16 protein-coding genes are annotated in these 22,522 nt (G+C 73.3%); 13 read left to right on the plus strand and 3 right to left on the minus strand.

Annotation, left to right across the window (positions count from 1 at the left end; all coding sequences use genetic code 11):
* Positions 1–11 precede the first annotated feature (11 nt).
* Complete coding sequence (locus ACWCRA_RS25770) at positions 12–743, minus strand: sulfotransferase-like domain-containing protein (protein ID WP_351543328.1); 732 nt, start codon at positions 741–743, stop codon at positions 12–14.
* A 284-nt stretch (positions 744–1,027) separates the two neighbouring features.
* Between ACWCRA_RS25770 and ACWCRA_RS25775 the strand changes: the two genes are divergently transcribed.
* The 5 genes from ACWCRA_RS25775 to ACWCRA_RS25795 are packed head-to-tail and all read left to right on the plus strand — an operon-like array spanning position 1,028 to position 9,808.
* Entirely contained in the window at positions 1,028–1,906 is an 879-nt protein-coding gene (locus tag ACWCRA_RS25775) for a RimK family alpha-L-glutamate ligase (RefSeq protein WP_351543331.1), read from the plus strand.
* A complete protein-coding gene (locus ACWCRA_RS25780) occupies positions 1,903–3,027 on the plus strand; it encodes a M20/M25/M40 family metallo-hydrolase (protein WP_351543334.1) in 1,125 nt (374 codons plus the stop codon). Before ACWCRA_RS25775 ends, ACWCRA_RS25780 begins: the two co-directional genes overlap by 4 nt.
* A complete protein-coding gene (locus ACWCRA_RS25785; protein WP_451068719.1) occupies positions 3,024–7,136 on the plus strand; it encodes a non-ribosomal peptide synthetase in 4,113 nt (1,370 codons plus the stop codon). Before ACWCRA_RS25780 ends, ACWCRA_RS25785 begins: the two co-directional genes overlap by 4 nt.
* A 10-nt stretch (positions 7,137–7,146) precedes the next feature.
* The gene (locus ACWCRA_RS25790; protein WP_351543340.1) at positions 7,147–8,337 is read left to right on the plus strand and encodes an acyl-CoA dehydrogenase family protein; all 1,191 of its coding nucleotides are present in this window, start codon (positions 7,147–7,149) and stop codon (positions 8,335–8,337) included.
* Position 8,338: 1 nt separating this feature from the next.
* On the plus strand, positions 8,339–9,808 hold the full coding sequence (locus tag ACWCRA_RS25795) for an acyl-CoA dehydrogenase family protein (RefSeq protein ID WP_451068720.1): 1,470 nt from the start codon (positions 8,339–8,341) through the stop codon (positions 9,806–9,808).
* A 14-nt stretch (positions 9,809–9,822) separates the two neighbouring features.
* Here ACWCRA_RS25795 and ACWCRA_RS25800 read toward each other — a convergent pair whose 3' ends face one another.
* A complete protein-coding gene (locus ACWCRA_RS25800) occupies positions 9,823–10,536 on the minus strand; it encodes a response regulator transcription factor (protein WP_351543346.1) in 714 nt (237 codons plus the stop codon).
* A 1,184-nt stretch (positions 10,537–11,720) separates the two neighbouring features.
* Here ACWCRA_RS25800 and ACWCRA_RS25805 point away from each other — a divergent pair.
* From ACWCRA_RS25805 to ACWCRA_RS25840, 8 genes are all read left to right on the plus strand, one after another.
* A complete protein-coding gene (locus ACWCRA_RS25805) occupies positions 11,721–12,761 on the plus strand; it encodes an inosamine-phosphate amidinotransferase 1 (RefSeq protein ID WP_351543349.1) in 1,041 nt (346 codons plus the stop codon).
* A 425-nt stretch (positions 12,762–13,186) separates the two neighbouring features.
* The gene (locus ACWCRA_RS25810; protein ID WP_351543352.1) at positions 13,187–14,002 is read left to right on the plus strand and encodes a class I SAM-dependent methyltransferase; all 816 of its coding nucleotides are present in this window, start codon (positions 13,187–13,189) and stop codon (positions 14,000–14,002) included.
* Position 14,003: 1 nt separating this feature from the next.
* Entirely contained in the window at positions 14,004–14,630 is a 627-nt protein-coding gene (locus tag ACWCRA_RS25815) for a class I SAM-dependent DNA methyltransferase (protein ID WP_351543355.1), read from the plus strand.
* A 285-nt stretch (positions 14,631–14,915) separates the two neighbouring features.
* Entirely contained in the window at positions 14,916–15,827 is a 912-nt protein-coding gene (locus ACWCRA_RS25820) for a trypsin-like serine peptidase (RefSeq protein ID WP_451068721.1), read from the plus strand.
* Positions 15,828–16,081: 254 nt separating this feature from the next.
* Positions 16,082–16,963, plus strand: a complete 882-nt coding sequence (locus tag ACWCRA_RS25825; RefSeq protein ID WP_351543360.1) for an ANTAR domain-containing protein — start codon at positions 16,082–16,084, stop codon at positions 16,961–16,963.
* A gap of 263 nt (positions 16,964–17,226) precedes the next feature.
* Positions 17,227–17,754 (plus strand): STAS domain-containing protein, encoded by a 528-nt coding sequence (locus ACWCRA_RS25830; RefSeq protein ID WP_451068722.1) that lies wholly within the window; start codon positions 17,227–17,229, stop codon positions 17,752–17,754.
* A 187-nt stretch (positions 17,755–17,941) separates the two neighbouring features.
* Positions 17,942–18,301: a TetR/AcrR family transcriptional regulator gene (locus ACWCRA_RS25835; protein WP_351543366.1), complete on the plus strand. Its 360-nt coding sequence runs from the start codon at positions 17,942–17,944 to the stop codon at positions 18,299–18,301.
* Between the two features lie 350 nt (positions 18,302–18,651).
* Positions 18,652–20,988 carry a hypothetical protein gene (locus tag ACWCRA_RS25840; protein WP_451068723.1) on the plus strand — a complete coding sequence of 779 codons (2,337 nt, stop codon included), beginning with the start codon at positions 18,652–18,654 and terminating at the stop codon, positions 20,986–20,988.
* A gap of 25 nt (positions 20,989–21,013) precedes the next feature.
* Here the strand turns inward: ACWCRA_RS25840 and ACWCRA_RS25845 are convergent, their stop codons facing one another.
* Positions 21,014–22,312, minus strand: a complete 1,299-nt coding sequence (locus ACWCRA_RS25845) for an MFS transporter (RefSeq protein WP_451068755.1) — start codon at positions 22,310–22,312, stop codon at positions 21,014–21,016.
* Positions 22,313–22,522: the final 210 nt, after the last annotated feature.

Below are 22,522 nucleotides of genomic sequence, written 5' to 3' on the forward strand. Positions count from 1 at the left end.
CCGGGCGGCGGTCATGGCCGGAGCGCGACGGCGCGCAGCCGTTCGTAGTACGGCAGGTGGTGGTCGCGGTGGGCCCGGAGCACCGGGTTCGCGGCGACCGTCCCGGCCCCCTCGCCCGGCCCCCGGGTGAAGCCGGCGGTCCTGCTCGTCGACTCGTGCCACCGGCTGGTCGCCCGCCACTCCGATCTCATGCCCGGCTGCCAGCTCAGCGCCTCGGGCAGGAAGGGGATGCCCACGGCCGAGCAGTACGCCCGCACGGTGTCGGCCGGCCGGTCGAGCAGATCGTCCGAGTCGACCACGACCGGGGTGGTGCCGGTGGCGTCCCGCACGGCCGTGAAGATCTCGTACAGCCAGGCGAAGCCGATCTCGTCGCGGCCGAGGTCCGGATTGAGCGCGTGGTGCGAGGCGATGGCCTCGGCGGGGTGGCGGATGATGAAGGTGTGGGTCGCGGCCGCGAGGAATGCCTCGTCCGCGAGGAGTGCCGGGTAGTGGAAGTCCGTGGTGTCCTTGAAGAAGACCGGCTTCCGCGCGGCGGCGGCACGCAGCGCCGCGATGACATCCTGCTCGGTGTGCGCGACGCGTTCGCCGACCTTCGTCTCGCCGAAGTCGGCCACATGGGAGAACGGCTCGTGCACAACGGTGCGGTCGCCGCGTTCCGCCATCATCCGCGCGAACGCGGTGGAGCGACAGCGCGGCGCACTCCACAGGGCGAGCACCGGTATCCGCTCCGGAATGTGCTCCACGGTTTCCCCTTCCCACTGGCGCTGCTGACGGGCCATCGGAGAGAAATCCCGCGGTGAACCATTCCGACGGCTATTCGGATTCCACTGCCAGAGTGGCACGGCCGATGCCCGGGCCGGGTAAGCGATAGGAGCACCCGCGCGGAAGAAAAGTCAGCGCGTCGCTTGCCCCCGGTTGAACCTGGAGCGGACGCGCTCCGCCCCGGCCGCCGATAACGTCCCTTCGGCGCGGCAGACCGGTTGTGCCGTCCGGTCCGGTCCACCAGTGGTCCTACTACGGAGGTCACGTGTCAGCGACACCAGAGCACCCGGGTGACGGCAGGATCGCCGTACTCGCCAGCAGGGTCGGCGCGGACGAGAAGCGCCTCTTCGAGGCGTTCGACCGGCACGGTGTGCCCTTCGACCACGTCGACACACGGGAGCAGTGGTTCCCGGCCGGACGGCGTGAGCCGCCCTGGAATCTCGTGCTGAACCGGGAGATCGGGCAGGTGCGCGCGGCGTACGCGGCCCGTGCCCTCGCGTCCGCCGGGGCCCTGGTGGTCAACAGCGCCGACGCCACCGAGGTGTGCGGTGACAAGTGGCGCACCACGATGGCGCTGTGGGCGGCCGGGGTGCCGACACCGCGCACCGCGCTCGGCCTCACCCCGAAGGCCGCGCTGGCCGCGCTGGACTCCATCGGCTATCCGGCGCTGATCAAACCGCTGGTCGGCTCGTGGGGGCGGCTGGTGGTCAGGCTGCCCGACCGCGCCGGTGCCGAGGGGGTGCTGGAGTACGTCGCCGCGCTGCCCGGCCCGCAGTCGCACCTCGGATATGTGCAGGAGTTGATCGACAGGCCCGGCAGGGACATCAGAGCGATCGTGGTCGGCGGTGAGCTGCTGGGCGCCGTCCACCGGACCGGGGGGACATGGCGTGCCAATGTGGCGCTCGGCGCGCAGGCCCGCCCGTGCGAGGCGACTCCCGGGATCACCCGGCTGGCGGTCGCCGCCGCCGCCGCCGTCGGCGCGGATATCGCCGGTGTCGATCTGATCGAGGACCGGGACGGCCGGCTGCTGGTGCTGGAGGTCAACCACCGGGTCGAGTTCAGCGGTTTCCACTCCGCGCTCGGCGGCCGGGTCGATGTCGCGGACCGCATCGTCGGACATCTGCGGGAACGAGCCCCGCGATGAACTCGGCCTTCACCCGGTCGGGCGGCGTCACCGAGACCTACGCCGTGGGACTGCTGCGCGGAATGCTGGAGATCCCCTCCACGTCCTACCAGGAGCGCGCGCTCGCCGACTTCCTGGCCGAGGCGATGGCGGACCTGGGTTTCGCGGCGCACATCGACGGAGTGGGCAATGTCATCGGCGTGATCGAACGCGGCGACGGCCCGACCCTGATGCTGCTGGGGCATCTGGACACCGTCCCGGGCCGGCTGCCGGTCCGCTCCGAGGGGGGCAGGCTGCACGGCCGGGGCGCGGTGGACGCGAAGGGGCCGCTGGCGGCGATGATCTGCGCCGCGGCCGGCGCGGTGGACGTCCCCGGCCGGATCGTGGTGATCGGTGTCGTCGAGGAGGAGACCCCGGGCTCGCGCGGGGCGATGGCGGTCCGGGCCACCCACGACCGGCCGGACGCCCTGATCGTGGGTGAGCCGAGCGGCTGGTCGAGTGTGGTCCTCGGCTACAAGGGCAAGCTCGACCTCCGCTACACCGTCAGGTGTCCCGCCACCCATCCGAGCAACCCGGCGCCGAAGGCGTCCGAGTTGGCGGTCGCCTGCTGGGCCGCCCTGGTCGATCTGCTCGGACCCGACGCGGGCCACGATGTGTTCGCCCGGCCGGGCGCGACGCTCTGCGGGCTGAACGCCGATCTGACCACGGCGACAGCCGAGTTCAGCGTCCGCACCCCCCCGGGGTTCGACAGCGAGGCGCTGGTGCGGGAGCTGCGCGACCGTCTGCCGGCCGGTGACCTCGACGTGCTGAACTCGGTGGCGGCCTGCCGGGCGGGCCGCGCCACGCCGGTGGTCCGCGCGCTGGTCTCCGGTATCCGGCGGCTGCACGCCCAGCCCCGTCTCGTGGTGAAGACGGCCACCTCGGACATGAACACCCTCGCCGAGGTCTGGGACATCCCGATGGCGACCTACGGCCCGGGCGACAGCAGACTCGATCACGCCGACACGGAGCACATCGTGCTGTCGGACTATCTGCGCGGCATCGATGTGCTGTCCATCGCCCTCGCGGAGCTGGCGCGGCTGCCCGTCCGTCCGGACGACCGGGTGACCGGGGCGCCGCCGGCCGGAAGGAGCCCCCGATGACCGATATGACCCAGCGTCTCGCCGCGCTGCCGGCGGAGCGCCGCGCGCGGTTCCTGGCGCGGCTGCGGGCGCAGCTGGAGGGCGCGGCCGGGCGGGGCCCGACGCCGCGCGGCGACACGGGTCCGACTCCCCTGTCGCCCACCCAGGAGGCCCTGTGGACCCTCGGCCGGCCGGGACCGGAGAGCCCCGTGTGGAATGTGCCGCTGTGTGTCCGGCTCCGGGGTGATCTGGAGGTGGGCGCGCTGCGCTCGGCGCTGGCGGTGGTGGTCGCCCGGCACGAGGCGCTGCGGACCGCGATCGTGGAGCGCGAGGGCGGCCCGGTGCAGGAGGTCGTCCCGGAGGTCCCGGTCGAGCTGCCGCTGATCGAAACGGCGGAGGGCGACCACGGGCAGCGGCTCGCCGCCGCGCGGGCACACGCGGCGGAATGGCTCGGAGCACCGTTCGACGTGAGCAGGAGGCCGCTGTGGCGCGCGGCGCTGATCAGGGTGGCGCCGGACGACCACCTGTTCCTCTTCGAGGGGCACCACCTCGTCCTCGACGGCCCGTCGCTCGGTGTGCTGACCCGCGAACTGGCCGAGGTCCACCGGTCCCTGCGCGACGGCGACGAGCCCCGGCTGTCCGAACTCACCGCGCACTACCCGGATTACGCCCTGTGGCAGCGCGGCCGGCTCGACGGCGGCGGGCTCGACGGGCCGGCCGCGTACTGGCGGGAGAGGCTCGCGGGCGCCGAGGTGCTGGAATTCCCGGCCGACCGGCCGCGCGGCGACACCCCGGCCTTCGCCGGCGGCTCGGGCGTGTTCCCGGTCGGGCGGGAGGGCCTGGAGCGGGCCGGGGAGCTGGCCCGCGAGGAGGGCGCGGACCCGTCCGACGTCCTCCTCGCCGCCTTCCTCACCCTGCTGCACCGCTACTCCGGCCTGGACGACCTGGTGATCGGCACGCCGGACGCGGGCCGCCGGCACGACTCCGTGTCCTCGGTGATCGGGTGCTTCGCCCAGATGACGGTGGTGCGCGGGGACGTCTCCGGCGACCCGACCTTCCGGGAGCTGGTCCGGCGGGTCTCGCGCGCCACCCGGGAGGCGCACGCCCACGGCAGCCTGCCCTTCGACAAGCTGCTCGACGCGGTGGACCCGCCCCGCGACCCGGCGCGGCCCCCCGTCTTCCCGGTCGTCTTCGCCGCGCGGCGGGACGCGGGGACCACGGCCGGCCTGCCGGGACTCGTGGCGACGGAGGAGCCCGTACCGTCCGCCACCTCCCGGTTCGACATGAGCTGGGACCTGGTGGAGCGGCCGGGCGACGGCTCCGGCGCACGGCTGACCGTCGAGTTCGACACCGGTCTCTTCGACGACGCGAGCGTCGCCAGGTTCGCCCGCCACTACGACGCGCTGCTGCACACCCTCACCGCCGGCCCGGACGCCCCGCTGTCGGCGGCGGACGTACTGAGCGCGGCGGACCGGGAGTTCCTCGCGGAGGCCGCCGGCGGACCGGCGCGGCCGGTGCGCGAGACCACCGTGGTGGCGGAGTTCGAGGCCCGCGTCGCGGAGGCTCCGGACCGGGTGGCGGTCGTCGTCGCGGGCACCGCGACGAGCTACGCCGAACTCAACGCCCGGGCCAACCGGCTCGCCGCCCTGCTGCGCGGGCGCGGCGCCGGGCCGGGCACGCGGATCGGTCTCTGTCTGCGCAGGAGCGCGGAGCTGACGACGGCGATGCTGGCGGTGCTCAAGACCGGCGCCGCCTATGTGCCGCTCGATCCGGCGCACCCCTCCGCGCGGGTCGCGGAGATCGCCGCCGACGCGGGTCTGCGCATGGTGCTCGCGCACACCGGGGCCGCCGGGGCCGTGAGCGCGGTCGCCGCGCCCGTCGTGATGCTGGACGAGGCCGGCGCGGAGCTGGCGGCGATGCCGGACCGCGATCCCCCGCTCGCGGCGGCACCCGGCGATGTCGCGTACATCATCTACACCTCCGGCAGCACCGGCAGGCCGAAGGGGGTGCTGCTCGAACACCGGGGCGTGGTCAACTTCATCGACTCCACGCGGGAGCTGTTCGATCTGACCCCGGCGGACCGGGTGCTCGGGTTCGCGTCGGTGACCTTCGACGTCTCGGTGTTCGAGACCTTCTCCGCGCTGCTGACCGGGGCACGGCTGTGTCTGGCGACCGACGACGAACGGGTCTCGATCGACCGGCTCCAGTCGCTGATGGAGCGGGCGGGCATCACCGTCATCGATCTGCCGCCGACCGTGATGCCGCTGCTGGCGCCGGAGAGGTTCACGGATCTGCGGATCGCGTTCGTCGGCGGCGAGGCGTTCAGCGGTGAGCTGGTGAACCGGTGGAACCCGGGCCGGCGGCTGTTCAACGGCTACGGGCCGACCGAGTGCACGGTGACGATGATCGTCGAGGAGTGCGCGGGCACCTGGGAGACCTCGCCCCCGATCGGCCGGCCCATGGCCAACCATGTCGCGCATGTGCTCGACCGCGATCTGCGCCGGGTGCCGGTCGGCGTCCCGGGCGAGCTGGTGATCGGCGGTGCCGGGCTGGCCCGCGGCTATCTGGACCGGGACGCTCTGACGGCGGAGAAGTTCATCGCCGACCCGTTCGGCACCGCGCCGGGCGGACGGCTGTACCGGACCGGGGACCTGGTGAAGCGGCTGCCGGACGGGCGGCTGGTCTTCCTCGGCCGGCTCGACCAGCAGGTCAAGATCCGCGGGCTGCGGATCGAACTGGGCGAGGTGGAGTCGGCGCTGGCCGGGGTCGCCGGAATCGGTCAGGCCACCGTGCGGCCGTGGACCGACGAGACCGGGGAGAAGCACCTCGTCGCCTGGGTGACGGGGGTCGGCGAGCAGGGGCTGCCGTCGGTGCGCGAGCGTCTCGGCGAGCTGCTGCCGTCGTACATGATCCCGTCGTACTTCGTCGCCCTCGGCGAACTGCCGCTGACCAGCGGCGGCAAGGTCGACTGGCGCAGACTGCCCCCGCCGGACCCCGCGTCGGCGGGCGGCGGGCCCGCCGACGAGCCCCGTACCGCGACGGAGCGGATTCTGCTGGGCGATGTGCTCGCCCCGCTGCTGCGCCGGGTCCGGCTCGGTGTGCGCGACGACTTCTTCCGGGCGGGCGGCAACAGCCTCCAGGCCGCCCAGTTGCTGTCGGCGATCAACCGCAGGTTCGGGGTGGAGATCGCGCTCGGCGACTTCTTCGTCTCCCCCACCGTCGCGCATCTGGCCACCGTCATCGACGCGGCCCGCGCCGCGCGGCCCGGCGGCGACGATCCGCTCGGCTCGCTGGAGCGTCTGTCCGGCGGGGAGGACGGCGGCCGGGTCCCGGTGCCGATGCGAGGGCCGAGCCCGCCGCGGGTGATCCTGCTGCACCCTTCGGGCGGTGCGCTGTTCTGCTACGTACCCCTGGTCAGGGCGGTGCGCGAGGGCATCGGTGTGGCCGGTTTCGCCGCCGATCCCCGGGATGCCGCCGTGTCCCCGCGGGAGGGTGTGACGGCCACGGCCGCCCGGATCGCCCGGGCGCTGACGGCGGCCGGTTCCGCCGAGCCGTACGCTCTGGCCGGCTGGTCCTACGGTGGCGTACTCGCCTTCGAGGTCGCCAGGCAGCTGGAGCGGGACACCGGGGCACGGCCGCCGGTGGTGCTGCTGGACGCCTCCTGGGACGAGGACCCCTCACCGCTCGACGAGCCGACGGTGCGGCGGCGGTTCGTGCACGACGTCGCCCGGCTGGCGGGCCGGGACGGGCCGTCGGTACGCGGAGTACTGGACGGGCCGGCGGTACGCGGAGTGCTGGACGGGCCGGCCGCCGGCGCGGCCGGTGTCCGGGAGGCGCTGAGGTCGCTGGAGGTCGATCCGGAGCTGACCGACGAGGAGCTGGCCGGCCGCTACGCCGTCTTCCGGTCCTGCGCGCTGGCGCTCCAGTCGTACCGCCCGCCGGGCCCCTACGGCGGGCCGGTCACCCTGCTGGCCACCTCGCCGCGCGCCGCCGCCGTGGAGAAGGAGTGGCGGGCGGTGTGCACCGGGCCCTTCCACGCCGGCGACCTGCCCGGTGACCACTACACCCTGTTCACGGAACCGGCGCTGAGCCGGGTCGTCGCCGCGATCGAAGAGACGCTCGCCCCCTGAGGAGGCGCATATGCGGTTCGGATTCACCGAGGAGCAGCAACGGTTCCGGGCGGACGCACGGCGGGCGCTGCGCTCCCCCGAGGTGCGCGCCGCGGTGGTGGAGGCCACCGGCGCGGACGGCTTCGAGCCGGATGTACGGCCGCTGTACCGCCTGCTCGGCGGGCTGGGGCTGCTCGCCGTGCACTGGCCGCCCGAGTTCGGCGGAGCGGGCCGCCCGCTCACCGATGCCGCGATCGTCGCCGAGGAGCTGGTGCGCGCGCGGGTTCCGGACACCCTGCACGTCAACACCATCCAGATCGTGGGCCAGTTCCTGCTGATGGCGGGCAGCACAGCGCAGAAGCGCCGGCATCTGCCCGCGCTGGCGCGCGGTGAGCGCTTCGCCTCGGTGCTCTACACCGAGCCGGACGCGGGATCGGATCTCGGCGCGCTGCGGACCGCGGCCGAGCCGGACGGCGACGGCTACCGGATCACCGGCACCAAGGTCTTCAGCCTGAAGACCCGCTTCGTCGACCTCGGTCTCTGCGCCGCCCGTACGACACCGGGCGCCGGGAAGTACCAGGGCATCAGCCTGTTCCTGCTCGACCTGGGCTCCCCCGGCGTGACGGTGACGACGCTGGACGGCATCGGCGATGAGCACTTCCACCGGGTCGATCTCGACGCCGTGCCGGTGTCGGGCGACGACCTCATCGGGCCGCGCGACCAGGGGTGGCCGCTGCTCAATGAGGCCCTGGCCATCGAGCGCACCGGACTCGACTACCACCTGCGGGCGGAGCGCTGGCTGGAGGCCGCGCTGGAGGCGCTGATCGAGCGCGATCCGGGCTCGCCGCACGACGCGCACCTGGAGCGGATCGGCCGCTGGGACGGCGCGCTGACGGCGGATCACGCGCTCGCCTGGGAGGTGCTCACCGGTCTCGCGTCCGACCGGGTCGATCCGGTCGCGGCGGCCGTGGCCAAGTACCACAGCAGCGAACTCGCCGGGTCCATCGCGGCGTGGGCCTCCGGCATCCCGGGCCCGGAGCAGCGGGCGAACCGCACCGGGGCGGCCGTGACCCTGGACTCCGCCCACCGGGAGGCGCCGGGGCTCACGCTCTCGGCGGGGACCTCCGAGGTGATGCTCCAGATCATGGCCGCCGCGTTCGACTCCATCGGGCACTCCAACGGACACTCCATCGGGCATTCCATCGGACAGGAGGAGAGCTGAGATGGACCCCACCCCCGATCCCCTCCTCGTCCAGTTGCGCGGGGCGTTGCGCACCTCCCTCGCCGCCGTCCCCCCGCGGCCGGGGGTGCACGGCCCGCCGGTCACCGATGGAGCCGGCGGCCCCACGCGGGCGGTGCTCGACCGGCTGGGCGCGGGCGGCTTCGAGCGTCCCGCCTCCGCCGGCGGCCTCGGCCTCGGCCTGACGGCCGGGGTGCTCGTCAGCGAGGAACTCGGCCACGCGGCGCGCGGGAACTCCTACCGGGCCGGCGCCACGGCGGCCGACGCGGGCCGGCCGGCCGGCGCGGCGCTGGCCGGGTGGGAGGCGCTGCCGGTGGGCGGCGGGGTGGTCGCGAAGCCGCGCTCCGGCGGATGGGAGCTGACCGGCGCGGCCACGGTCGACGACCCGGAGCCCGCCGGGCCGCTGCTGGTGGCCGCGGCGACGGGTGACGGTCCGGTGCTCGTCGCGGTGGAGCGCGGTGCGCCCGGCATCGGCGTGGAGACCGGGTGCTGGCCGCCGGTCGTCCGCTTCGACGCCACGCCCTTCACGGCGGCCGATGTGGTCGCGGAGCTGGACGACTCCCCCGGCGGCCCGCTGGCGCGGGGGCGGCTGCGGCAGGCCGCGTATCTGCTGGGGATCGCCGAGGGCGCGCACCGGGTGGCCGTGGGGTACGCGGGTGTCCGGCGGCAGTTCGACACCAGGCTCCGCGATCTGCCCGCGGTGGCCTTCCCGCTGGCGCGGGCCATGGTGGCGCTGCGCGCGACCCGGGCGGTGGTGTACCGGGGGGCGTGGCTGGCGGACTCGGGGACGGGGCACGGGGTGCCAGGCTTCGGGGAGGCCGGGTCCGGCGCCCTCCGGCACGACAGGGCCGGGGCGGGGGGCGACCGGTCCGGAACCGGGGCTGATGACCGGGCGGGGACGGGGGTGGGGAGCGGGTTCGACGGGCCCGGTCCCGAGCACGACCGGGCCGGGGGCGACCGGACCGGGGCCGGGGGCGACCTTGCCGGGGCCAGGCGTGCCCGGTCCGGGATCGGGGATGACCACCTCGGGACCGGGAATGACCGGAACAACACCCCACACGATCGTCCCGGGACCGGGCGCGACCGGACCGGGGCCCGGGACGGCCGGGACGAGGTCCGGGACGGCCGGGACGAGGTCCCGGACGGCCATCCCCCGGCCGGGGACGATCCGGCCGGTACCGCCCCGGTCGTGGCACTGGCGATGGCCGCCGAGACCGCGCGTGAGGTGGTGCGCCTCTGCATGCAGAGCTGCGGCGTCCGGGCGATGACGGCGGAACTCGGCCTGCACCGCTACTTCCGGCTGGCGGCGGCCGAGTCCCAGCGGTACGGCGAGCCCGCCGCGCTGTGGCGGCTGGCCGGTGCCGCCCGTCTCGACCTGGCCCGCCGCACCCTCGGCGCGGACGGCGCGGACGGCGCGGAGCCGCCGGTCGTGCCGGCGGCCCGGCCCCGGTGAGCGCCGCGCCGGCGTCACCCCGCCCGGAGGTCCTCGGGCCGCCCCGGACTCCCGTCGCCCGGATCTCGCCCGGCGGACTGGATGAGCCCCGTCCGGTAGGCCAGCGAGACGAGCTGGGCGCGGTCGCGGACACCGAGCTTGGTGCGTACCCGGTAGAGATGGGTGCGCACGGTGGCCTCGCCGATGGTCAGCTCGCGGGCCACCTCCTCGGTGGACATGCCCCGCGCCACCATCCGGGTCACCTCCCGCTCCCTCGGGGTCAGTTCGGTCACCTCCGGGCACGGCTCGGACTCCAGGGTGTCCGGCTGCTCGCGGAACCAGGTGACCAGGCGTTCCGCGATGTCCGGCGCCAGCAGGGTGCGCCCGGCCGCCGCCGCCCGGATCGCGGTGACCAGCTCCTGCGGGCTGGCGTCCTTGCCCAGCAGACAGCTCGCGCCGGAGTGCAGCACGTCGCTGACCGTCTTGTCCGCGTCGTATCCGGTGAACACCACGATGTTGGGGGGCTCGTCCTCTTTTCCGAGTCTGCGGATCATCTCCAGACCGGAAATGGTCCGCAGGTTCAGATCGGTCACGACGACATCGGGCCGTGTGGTGCGGACCAGGACAATGGCCTCCATGCCGTTGTCGGTCGTGTCGATCACGTCGATGTCGGGAACGGCGTCGAGTAACGTGCGTAAGCCGTCGCCGATAACCGGCAGTTCATCGCAGATAAGTACCCGTATGGTCATGGTGTTCCGCCTTGATGGGGGTAGCCGGGAGCTTCGCTCCACTGCGGGCGCTGAGTCTCGTACCGTTCGGCAGTCGTGTCGTACACGTCATCACCTCCGGCGCGGGCCACTGAACAGGTTCGCCATTCGGACCCGTTGGGACGGCTTCTTCGGTGTCCGCGCACCGGAGGGAGCGGACACCGACTCCGCGAACCGTGAATGCGCCCATCGGGATGGCGGGCGTCATTACGGTGTGATGCGACGGGGCGAATGTCACCACTGCCGTCGCGTGTTCGATCGTAAGGTCCACCGGCGCGCGGAGCGTCCGGCCGTGGGGCGGCGGCTCGCACCGGGAGAAGCCGCGCGCACCCTCACGACACCGCCCCGGCCACCGGAGCGGCCGGGGCGCTGCCCAGCGGCATCAGGAGACTGCCGCGCCCGGGACCGCCGATCTGGACGACGGACACCCCGGCCGGCTGTCGGACGCCCGCGCCGAGCAGGTCCGATGGGTGAATCCCCGGCCAACCGCTGTGATCAGCATCCTGAGTGTCCCCTTGCCTCTGCGTGCGTCTGCGCGTCGACCTCACGGGTCGCGCCGCTCACCGCTCCTCGGAGCGGACTCGTCATCGGCCGGACAGCGCCGCCGTGGACGCCCATGGAGGCGTCATCCGGGGTGATCCCGGCGAGAAGCGCTCCGGCCTTGCGTTCCGCGCGATTCTTGAGGAGTAACAGCTCCACCGTGTGGCAAAGACCGGGTCGATGGGCATCGATGAGTCTCCTCACACGAGAATGTGAGATTGTTGTGGATGTTTCCAAGGAATGTCAAGCCAACTCTGGTGATAGGTACGGTTGTCGGCACGATCACGACGACCCGAAACCCCTTGTATTCACCCAAGTAGTCCCCCTGGGACATACGTTGGGAACCCAGGCGCACTGTTCGCCCAACTCGGTTTCCCGTTATACTTGACCCCAACGACAACTACCCGCTGCGGCGCGGCGATGAACCCGCCCGCCTCATCCGGCGCGGGTTCCGCATGAGCCACTCGATGCCGGCCCCGGTGTCACGGGGGGATTCCCCGGCTTGTTCGAGTCGGCCGCCTTGTCGCCCCCAGTGGACGGCTTCACTACTGCCCGATCGTTTGACCCGGTGTTCGAACGACTGACTGACGCCGTACTCGCGGCGTCCGGCATGGGAGGACAGACCGATGAGCCTGGTCGATGTGCACACGGAATGGGACCCGCTCGAGGAAATCGTCGTGGGGACCATGGCAGGTGCGCGGGTGCCGATCGCGGATCGGAGTCTTATCGCCACGGAGTACCCGGACATGGACGACCCGCGGCAGATCCCGTCCGGCCCGTTCCCCGCCCGGGTGGTGGAGGAGACCGAGGCCGAGCTGACCGAGCTGACCGAGCTGCTCACGGGCCTCGGGGTCTCCGTGCGGCGGCCGGGCGGACGCGACCACAAGTCCACCGTCTCCACCCCGGACTGGAGCACGGACGGCTTCTACGACTACTGCCCCCGGGACGGATTCCTCACCGTCGGCACCTCCATCATCGAGACGCCGATGGTGCTCCGCTCCCGGTTCCTGGAAGGATTCGCCTACAAGGACCTGTTCCTGGAGTACTTCGAGAGCGGCGCCCGCTGGCTGTCGGCGCCCAAGCCCCAGCTGACCGACGACATGTACGAGCCGAGCGCGCCACCGGGAGAGCGGCTGCGGGATCTGGAACCGGCCTTCGACGCGGCGAACGTGCTCAGGTTCGGTACGGATCTGCTGTACCTCGTCTCCGACAGCGGCAACATGCGCGGGGCGCGCTGGCTTCAGTCGACGCTCGGGGATCAGTACACCGTGCATCCGTGCGAGGGCCTCTACTCGTCCACCCATGTCGACTCGACGATCGTGCCACTGCGGCCCGGGCTCGTGCTGGTGAATCCGTCACGGGTCAACGACGCCAATATGCCCGGATTCCTGCGCGGCTGGGACCGGGTGGTCTGCCCGGAGCCGGTGGACACCGGATTCGTCGGCGACCATCCGAGGTCGTCGGTGTGGATCGCGATGAATCTGCTGGTGATCGCGCCCGGCAGGGCCATTGTGGACAAGCGGCAGCCGGCGCTCATCCGGGAGCTGGAGCGCCACGGCGTGGAGGTGATCCCCGCACAGCTCACCCACTCCAGGACCCTCGGCGGCGGGTTCCACTGCGTGACGCTCGATGTCCGCCGCACGGGCGCACTCGCCGCGTACCGCTGAGACGGCCGGGACGGAGGCGCGGCGCGGAACGACCCCGTGCGCCGCCGCTGGCCCGGTGCGATAAAGGGGGGTGATGGCTGCCATTACCCCCGTGTATTGGACGCGCGCCGCCGGTGGCCGGAGTCTGATGGCAGGCTTCGCGGCGGGCGATTCCGGTGAGCGCGATACGGGTCCCGGTGGTCGCGGGCGTGTTCGGCGGGTCGTTTCCCGGCGGCCTTCGGGTGGGGCGGATGCCCGGCCCGCGACACGGGGCGGGAGCGGATTCCGCTCCACGGTGGCCACGGAGAACACCGAGCACACCGAGCACACCGAACACACGGTGACCACGGTGGCCACGGAGAACAGCGCTGCCGGGCTTCCCTGTTCACGCCGGCCGACGAAATCGACAGATCCATGTCGTCGTTGCGCGACCGGAGGTGACGCCCTTGTTCACCGAACGTGACACGGAGCGGTACTACAACCACCAGGACGATCTCTATCGATCGTTCTGGGACCCGGAGGGAGGACTGCACTACGGCTACTTCCCCGACCTGGCCGGCGCACGGCCGCCGGGCGGGGCGGACACCGCGGAACGGCTCGCCGCCGCGTTCCGCGACTGGGATCGGGAGCTGCTCGCGAGAAGCGGGATCGACGGGGACTCCGCCGTGCTCGACATCGGATGCGGAAACGGCACCACATCGGTCTGGCTGGCCCGCACCACGGGATGCCGGGTGACCGGCATCGATCTCAGCCTGGTCCGTGTCACCAACGCACAGCGTCTGCGGGAGGCGAACCCGGCCGCACGCGTGACCTTCCGGAAGGCGTCCGCGGAGCGCGTTCCGTACCCCGATGGGTCGTTCTCGCACGCGTGGAGCCAGGCCACTCTCTACCATGTGCACGACCGCCCCCGCGCGCTCGCGGAGGTGCACCGGGTGCTCCGGGACGGAGGGGTCTTCGCCTTCGACGACCTCACCACCCCGAGGACACCGGTGGGCTCCGCGACCCGGCGCCATGTCTACGACCGTCTGCTGTTCGAGCCGGCGCTCAGCGCGGAGCGGTACGCCGCACACCTCGGCGATGCCGGCTTCGCCGTCGAGAGCAGCCGCGATCTGAGCGGCCACCTCAGGCGTACGTACGAACTGCTGGTGGGGCGGGTGGCCGAGCTGGCGCCGGAGCTGACGGTTCCGTACCGGGCCATGATCGACGCGGTCGACGCGGGCGAGGTCGCCTGGTCCTGTTTCATCTGCCGGAAGGCGGCCTGACGTGGCACGCGACATCGATGAACTGCTCTCCTGGATCTACGAGCCGGTGGAGCGCGACACCCTGGCGAGGAAGTACGACGCGTGGGCGGCCACCTACGACGACGATCTCGGGGACGCCTATCGCGTCTCACCGGTCGCGACGGCCCGCGCGCTCGCCCGCGCGCTCCCCGACCCGGACAGCCGGGTCCTCGACGCGGGCGCGGGCACGGGACTGTGCGGTGAGGAGCTGCACCGGCTCGGCCGGGTCAATGTCGAGGCGGTGGACCTGTCCGCGGAGATGCTGGAGGTCGCGCGCCGCAAGGGGGTCTACCGCGCGCACCACCGCTGCGACCTGGAGGAGGACACCGGGTTCTTCCCGGCGGGAAGCTTCGACGGGGTGATGTCATCGGGCGTCCTCACCCGCAACCACGCGGGGCACCGCTCGGTGCGCACCATGGACAGATGGCTGCGGCCGGGCGGTGTGGCGGTGGTGGCGATCCGGCGGGACTACTTCGATGAGCAGGAGGAGCTGCGGGAGGTGTTCACGACGGTGCCGTGGGACCTGGTCGCGGTCGACGCCGTGACGATCTTCGGCTCCACGGAGATCGATGTCCGTACCTACCGCAAGCGGGAGGGGGCCGGGGGCTGAGTACGGCGGGGGCATGGGCGGGCGGTCACCGGGGGCCGGCACCGGCCGTCACCGGGGTGTGCCGCTCCGGGGGCGGGGGCGGGGGCGCCGGTTCGGCGGCTCCGTGGCTCCGTGGCTCCGTGGCTCCGTGGCTTCCCCGGTCGGCGATCATGTGTTCGCGTATCCGCACACGCGTGTCACAGAACGTCGACAGCGCCAACCGGGCGGGCGGGTTCGGCGCTCCTGTAGTGCGTACGGACGGACAGCCCCCGTCCACCGCCCGCGCCGGCCGAGGAGACACCCGCCATGACCGAAATCCCGACCTCCCCGTTCCGGCGTCTTCGTGGCCGGGCCACGGGACTCGCCGTGGCCGGTACGGTCCTCGCGCTCGCCGTCCCGGTCGTGGCCGCCGCACCCGCCCGGGCCGCCGCACCCGACCCGGTCTCCGTTCTGAAGTACACCGCCAAGGAGCGCAAGGCGGCCCTCGCCCACTGGACACCGGCCCGGATCAAGGCCGTCGGCACGTCGGTGGAGCTCGGTCCGACCGGACCCCATGCCAAGCCCTGGCGCGGCACCCCGCTGAAGACCGTGGGAAGGCTCTTCTTCGTCAACGCCAACGGCCACGACACCTGGTGCTCGGGCACCGCCGTGAAGAGCGCCAACAAGTCCGTGGTGATGACCGCGGCGCACTGTGTGCGCCGGGGTTCCTCCCCCGTCAACACCCATATGGACATGGTGTTCGTCCCCGGGTACAGCAAGGGCAAGCAGCCGCACGGCGTCTTCGCGGTCCGCAGCGCCGCCACCCCGCGGAGCTGGGAGAGGGACTCCGTGAACGACATGGCCGCCCTCACCGTCGACGCCGACAGGAAGGGCCGCAAGCTCACCGACGCCGTGGGCGGCCAGGCCATCGCCTTCAACCGCCCCGTCGGCGGCGCCGTCTCCGCCTTCGGCTACTCCGCCACCAGTCCGTACCGGGGTGAGGAACTCCTGCGCTGCTCCGGAAAGGCGAAGAAGGAGCACGGCACGCAGATGATCCCGTGCAGCCTGAGCGGCGGCGCCAGCGGCGGCCCCTGGTTCGCCGACTTCAACACCACCACCGGCAAGGGCACCCTGGTCTCGATGAACGCCGCGCTCGACTCCCTGGCCCCGACCAAGATGTACGGGGAGATCCTGGGGTCCACGGCCAAGAAGGTCCACGACCGGGCCCAGCGCGCCTGAGGAACGGGCGGCAGGCGGTTACGGACCCGGGTCCGCCGGATTCCGTACACCACCCGTCTCCGTCTTTCCCCTCTCTTCCCGTCCATTCCTTTCCTTTTCCTTCTCTTTCCTTCTCTTTCCCTCCTTTCCTTGTTTCCGCCCGGGCGAGGAACACCGAGCGAGCCTCTCACCGTTGAAGACCTCGCGGAGCCTCGTGTGCTGCCCCCGGACCCTCGGGCTCGCGGCCGCGACAGAGTGCAGCGGAGGAAGACGGAATGGACGGCACCACCATGGCGGACAGCGGCTCGGGCGGCTCGGCGGGTGGCTCGGGCGCCTCGGCGGATGAGGAGATCGCCCGGCTGCACGAGGAAATGCGTCAGCTGCGGGCCATGGCGCGCAACCGCCCGCTGGTCGCGCACGCCCAGGGCATCCTGCGGGAGCGCTACCGGCTGACGGACGCGGAGAGCGCCTTCACCCTGCTGCGGCAGGCGTCACAGCACCACAACGTCAAACTCCACACCCTCGCCGACGCCGTCACCAAGGCACCCCGCCCCGCCGACGGCACACCGCTCTGGTTTCCCGGGCGGGCCCGGCACGCGCCCCCCGGCCTCACGCTGCTGTCGCTCGACGGAGCGGCGCGGGCCGACCGGGGCGCCGTCCTGGGCACCGCGCTCTCCACCTGTCTGGAGATCACCGGCACCGATATGGGCAATGTGCAGTTGATGGACCGCTCCCGGACCGGTCTGCGCATCGCGAAGCACACCGGCCTGGGCGCCGAGTTCGTCTCCTTCTTCGACCATGTCGGCGTGACGGAGCCGGGGACCTCGTGCGGCAGGGCGGCACGCGACATCGACCAGGTCACGGTCCGCGATGTCGCCACCGACCCGGTGTTCACCGAGGAATCCAGACGGGTGATCCTGACCGCGGGAAGCAGGGCCTGCCACAGTGTTCCCCTCACCACCGACGGCGGCGAGTGCGTCGGCATGGTCTCCGCCCATATGAGCCGGCCCATCAAGGGGCTGAGCAAGGCCGGCACCGACGCCCTCGCCCATGTCGGCCGGCAGGTGGCGAACTGGCTGTCGTGGTACGACCGCACCATCGTCCTGGACGCCCTGGAGTTCCTCCACGCGTCGGCACTCCGGGCTCGTGGCGCATAGGCGCGGGACGCGGATGGTTTACCGCCCGGCCGACGGGGCACGCGTCTTCCCAGTGCTTCCGCAGCGCAGGCACACCTCGTGGGATCGGCCCATTCGCCTGTTCCGCCCCTGTGGCGCGCCCCGGCAGACCTGCCCACGAACCAAGAGAAGCCGATTTGCCCCGAGTAGGTACCCGGCATGGATGCACTCACCCCCAGCCCGTCCGGGCTGCCGCGCGACTGGCCCTGCCTCCGTCTCCGGACCCCGATGCCGGGAGGAGACGCGTGAGCGGAGGAGAATCCCGTGCGCCCAGGGACCAGCCCTCTCCGTGGCGAGGAGTCCCCTTCGCGCACCGCACGGTGTTCACCGGTGACCCGGGGGCCCGTGACGATCGTGCCGTCGTCCATCTGAGCGGGGAGGTCGGCTACGACATCGGCGACGAGCTGGCCGCCGCGCTCGCCCTGTGCGTCGCCTGCCGTCCGGCCGACATCCGGATCGACCTCACGGAGGTCACCCTCCTGGACTCGGCCGGGCTGACGTTTCTGGAGAACGCGCGGAACCGGGCCGCGCGGGTGGGTGTCCCCGTCACGCTCACCGGCCGGCCTCCCGCGATCGTCCTGCGGCTGCTGGAGCTGACCGGGACCCCCTTGGACGCTCCCGGCGCTGTGGTGCCCGGCGTTCCGGTGGAGGAGACGCGGCGGCCCGCGGCCGGGGAGGAAGTGCGGGCGGCCCCGGGAGGGAAGGGGCGGGGGCTGATGCTGATCCTGGCGGGGGCCACGGTCCTGGCGTCCTTCGTTCTCGATGCCCTCTGAGGCGCCGCTTCCTCCGGCCCGATGCCCTCCGCCCCGATGCCCTCCGATCCGATGCCCTCCGACGGCGGCGGCCCGGGACCTCCCGGGCCGTACGCGCCCGGCGCGGGCCCACCCCGGGCGGCGAGGGGCCCGGGTCCGGCACCGCGCGGCACCATCGGATCGCGCCCGGGCCCGAGGGCGCGCGGCGATGACGGAGGAGACTCACCGCCCGCCGCGGGCGGACGCGGAACGCAGCCGTCGGCTGCTCCTGGAGACGGCCGGGCGTATGTTCGCGGAGCGCGGGGCCCCGGTCCCCCTGAACCAGATCGCGCGGGAGGCCGGCCTCGGGGCCGGCACGGCGCACCGCCGGTTCCCGGAGCTCCAGGCGCTGATCGCCGCCCTGTTCACCGAACGGTCCGCCGCCTTTCTCTGTCTCGCCGGCGAGGCGGGCAGGCCCGGCCGGGCGGACGGAACACCCCGCCCGGCGGGCGGCTTCGGCGGCCCCGCCGCCGCCCCCGCTCCGGCGGTGACGGCCCGCGACCGAAGCACGGGGAAGCCGGGCCCGTGACCCGGTAGGGGCCGGCCGGGGTACGCGGCCGGGGGTACGGGGAAGCCCGGGGCCCGGCGGGAAGTCGGGGGCCCGGCGGGAAGTCGGGGGCTCGACGGGAAGTCAGGGACCCGGCCAGGAAGTCAGGGACCCGGCCGGGAAGTCAGGGACCCGGCCGGGAAGTCAGGGACCCGGCCGGGAACTCCCTTGCGGGCATCCGCCGTTGCCCGCACGAGTGGCCGCCGCGACCGCCGCTCCGTCAGCCCGACGGTGACTGTCAGTGGTGGCGGATACCTTCGTCATCACCACAGCGCAGTCGAGGACGTTCCCTCTCCCGAGCCCCGGAGTGTCGCCCGATCATGACATCTGCCGTGCCCCACGCATCCACGTCCCTCGCCGACCTCCTCCCGGCCGTGCGGTACGCCGACCCGCACCGGCTCGCCGCGCTGCTGGAGGACAGGCGCCTGCCGCTCGGCTGGTGGCACGCGACCGCGCTCATGGAGGTCGAGCGGGTCACCGGCGCCGAGGCGCTGAGCCGGCTGGTGGCGCGGTCGCTGCGGGCCCTGTGGCCCCATGCCGAACTGGGCGATGTGATACCCGTGCTGCGTCTGCTGGACGGGCCCGGCGTCACGCGCCCCGGGCGCACGGTGGCCCAGGTGGCCGGGGGAACGACGGGCCCGTCCGGAGCCGCCGACGGGGACGGCGACGAGGCGCTGGCCCGGTTGTTCGCGCGCGTTCTGGACCGGCTCCACGGGCGCGGCACCGTCGCGGAGGGGACCGGGGAGGGCGTCGCGGAGAGTCCGGCGGAGAGTGCCCCGTGGACGGCGGCGGTGGCCGTGATCGCCGCGTGGCTCCCCGAGGACGCTCCGGCCGAGGTGCGTGCCGCGCTCGCCGTCCTTCAGGGGCCGCGCGGCGCGCCGCGCCGCGCGGCCCCGGCGATCGCCGGGGCGGACGACGGCTCCGGCGCTCCGGAGGAGGAGCGGGATCGGGAGCGGGAAGGAGAGCGGGAGCCGGGGCCCGAGCCGGCCGCCGAACCGGCGGAGCCGGACCCCCGGCCCGCCGTCGAGGTCTCCGGGCTTCCCGAGCCCGTCACACCCGCGCTCATGGAGGCCCCGCTGGCCGCCTTCGACGGTCTCACGGCGGCCTGGGACGAGCGCACGGTGGTGATCGCCGGTCAGCGGATCTTCACCGGCCGGCCGGAGACACTCGGCGCGCTCGGGGAGCGGTTCTCGGTCAGCCGGGAGCGCATCCGGCAGCAGGAGCGCGGCATTGCGCAGATCGTCCACCGGTGGCTCGCGGGCTCCGCCGACGGCGGCGGAGCGGGGCGGGCGTTCGCCGGGCATCTGGCGGCGGTGGCCGAACGGCTCGGCAGCGTGGCGACGGTGGGCGAGGCCCACGCGCTGCACCCCGACCACACCGCCCTGGTGGGCACCCTCGGGGTGCCGCTCGGTGATGTCGTCGCCCGGCTGCTGCCCGACCGGACCGTGGACAGCGGATGGATCGTCCGCGGCGATCCGGCCGAGCTGCGGTCGGCGATGCGGGAGGAGTTGCTCGCCGCCTGCGGGGAGACCCCGCTCGGCTGGGAGGAGGCGGTGGCGCTCGGGGCCCGGTTCGGTGTCCGGGGCGAGGTGCTGGGGGACTGGGCCGCCGAGATCGGCCGGTTCCGGGTGATGGAGGGGCGACTGGTCCACTGGGGCCGGTCCGTCAACGACCGGGCCGCCGCCGTCCTGGCCCTGCACGGCGCTCCCCTCCCGATGGAGGCGATCCACGAGAAGCTGGCCGACGGCACCGCCTTCAGCAGTGTGCGCAGTCAGATATGGATCGACGAGCGGTTCATCCGCCTCGGCCGGAACCTCTACGGGCTGCGCCGCTGGGGCGGCGAGGAGTACCTCGGCATCAGGGAGATGATCGTCCGGGAGATCGAGAGAGCGGGCGGCGAGGCCGAGATCAACACCATCATCTCCACCCTGACCACACGGTTCGATGTGTCGGCGGCCTCGGTGCGCACCAATGTGAACGCACCGGGCTTCGCCCGCAGCAGACGGGGCTGGCTGTGTCTCGCCGAGCAGACCGACAGCGGCTCGGACGCTCCGTACGTCCCGAGGAACGATGTCGCGGGCACCCGGCGGTGTTTCGTCGGTACCGACGGACGGTGGTGGTACCGCCTGGAGGTCAACGCCGAGCATCTGCGCGGATCGGGGACGCCGGTGCCGGCGGGCTGGGCGGCGCATCTGGGCGGGTCCCCGCTCTGCGAACCGCTCGCCTTCACCCACGACGCCGGGGAGACAACGCTCCAGTGGCGGACGCAGCCGCTTCTGGGCTCCATCCGTCCCCTGCTGGAACGCATCGGCGCCGAGGCCGGCGATCACGCCTTCTTCAATGTGACCGACGGCCGGCTGAGCGCCCTGCGGCTGGTCGCGCCGGAGCCCGAAACCCGGCCGGAGGCGTTCGCCGCCCGCCTCACCGGCTGGACACCGGACGTGACCCCGGCCGAAGCGGTCGCGGTGATCGGGCGGCGGATCGGCATGGCGCCCGGGTACGACGCGGCCTCCCTGCTGGAACGGCTGGCCGAGCGCGGGGACCAGGACATAGCCGAGCTGCTGGACCGGGCGTTCGCCGGCGCGGTCCCGGTGTCCCTGCCTCCGTCCGGCCTGGTGGAGCCGGCCGGGGGCGGGGGCCCCAGGGCGCAGGAGGAGGCGCGGTCGTGATCCGGACGGCGGCGGGGGCACGGCGTCACGCCGGGGCGGGCTCCTCGTCGGCGTGCCCGGCCGCGGGGACACGGGCCGGCCGGGGCCGGGTCTCCGGGAGCGCGGCGAAGCAGGCCGTACTGAGAAGCGCCACGCCGGTGAGCCAGGCGGCCACCCCCCAGGGCGGACCGGTGCCGTCCGAGAGAGCGGTCGCCACGATGGGGGTGAGCGCTCCGCCGAGAACACCGGCGAGGTTGTAGCCGACCGCCGCTCCCGTGCACCGCACCCTCGGCTCGTACAGCTCGGGCAGATAGGCGGCGATCACCGAGAACATCGTGACGAGCGCGATCAGCGCCACGACCGCGCCCAGGAACATCAGCAGCGGCTCCCCCGTGTGCAGCAGCGCCACGAAGGGAAACATCCACAGGGCCGCCAGACCGCTGCCCACCAGACACATCGGGCGGCGGCCGAAGCGGTCGCCGAGGAGCGCCGCCGCCGGTGTCAGCACCCCCTTGACCGCCACGGCGGCGATCACCAGGACCAGCATGGTGGTCGGGGCCACGCCCAGGCGTTCCGTCCCGTGGACGAGGGACCAGGTGGTCACGGCGTAGAAGACGGCGTATCCGACCGAGAGGGCACCCGCGGTCAGCAGCAGCAGGCGCCAGTGGTCGCGCAGCACCTCGGCGACCGGTGCGGCGGCCCGGTTGCCGGACTCCGCCAGTTCACGGAAGTGCGGAGTCTCGGCCAGCGAGGAGCGCAGCAGCAGACCGCCCACCGTGAGCACCCCGGCGATCCAGAACGGCACCCGCCAGCCCCAGGCGAGGAACTGCGCATCGGAGAGCACCGCGGTGAGCGTCAGCATCGTGCCGTTGGCGAGCAGAAAGCCCAGCGGCGGCCCCATCTGGGGAAAGCTGCCCCACAGCGCTCGCCGTCCGGCCGGGGCGTGCTCGGCGGTCAGCAGCACCGCACCGCCCCACTCGCCGCCGAGCCCGAGGCCCTGGAGGAACCGGAGCAGCAGCAGGAGGACCGGCGCGGCCGTGCCGATGGTGGAGTGCACCGGCAGACAGCCCACGGCCGTGGTGGCGAACCCGGTGGTCAGCAGCGAGGCGACCAGCACGGGACGGCGGCCGTACCGGTCGCCGATGTGCCCGAAGAGCAGAGATCCGAGCGGGCGGGCGATGAACCCGATGGCGAAGGTGCCGAAGGCCGCGAGGGTTCCGGTGAGCGGGGAGAGGGTGGGGAAGAAGAGCGGACCCAGGACGAGCGCCGCGGCCGTCCCGTAGACGAAGAAGTCGTAGAACTCGATGGCGGTCCCGGCGAGCGACGCCGAGGCGATCCGCAGCATCGACGGTTCCCGTTCCCCGCTCCCGGCGGGCTCGGGTGACGCAGCACTGTGTGCAGACATACCGGGTCAACTGTCGGCGTCCACAGGTGGTTACGGGCCCCGGCCCGGGGTGGACGCGAGGAGGGCCCCGGCCCGGAACACCCGGGCCGGGGCCGGGTGCCGGGGCCGGGTCGGAACCGGGCCGGGGCCGGGGCCGGGGCCGGGGCCGTC

The sequence above is a fragment of the Streptomyces sp. NPDC001889 genome, assembly GCF_053594535.1.

Coding starts and splice junctions, on each gene's coding strand:
- ACWCRA_RS25780 (WP_351543334.1), top strand. CDS start 1,903: ATGAACTCGGCCTTCACCCGGTCGGGCGGCGTCACCGAGACCTACGCC.
- ACWCRA_RS25845 (WP_451068755.1), bottom strand. CDS start 22,312: ATGCTGCGGATCGCCTCGGCGTCGCTCGCCGGGACCGCCATCGAGTTC.
- ACWCRA_RS25805 (WP_351543349.1), top strand. CDS start 11,721: ATGAGCCTGGTCGATGTGCACACGGAATGGGACCCGCTCGAGGAAATC.
- ACWCRA_RS25835 (WP_351543366.1), top strand. CDS start 17,942: ATGACGGAGGAGACTCACCGCCCGCCGCGGGCGGACGCGGAACGCAGC.
- ACWCRA_RS25820 (WP_451068721.1), top strand. CDS start 14,916: ATGACCGAAATCCCGACCTCCCCGTTCCGGCGTCTTCGTGGCCGGGCC.
- ACWCRA_RS25795 (WP_451068720.1), top strand. CDS start 8,339: ATGGACCCCACCCCCGATCCCCTCCTCGTCCAGTTGCGCGGGGCGTTG.
- ACWCRA_RS25785 (WP_451068719.1), top strand. CDS start 3,024: ATGACCGATATGACCCAGCGTCTCGCCGCGCTGCCGGCGGAGCGCCGC.
- ACWCRA_RS25800 (WP_351543346.1), bottom strand. CDS start 10,536: ATGACCATACGGGTACTTATCTGCGATGAACTGCCGGTTATCGGCGAC.
- ACWCRA_RS25790 (WP_351543340.1), top strand. CDS start 7,147: ATGCGGTTCGGATTCACCGAGGAGCAGCAACGGTTCCGGGCGGACGCA.
- ACWCRA_RS25825 (WP_351543360.1), top strand. CDS start 16,082: ATGGACGGCACCACCATGGCGGACAGCGGCTCGGGCGGCTCGGCGGGT.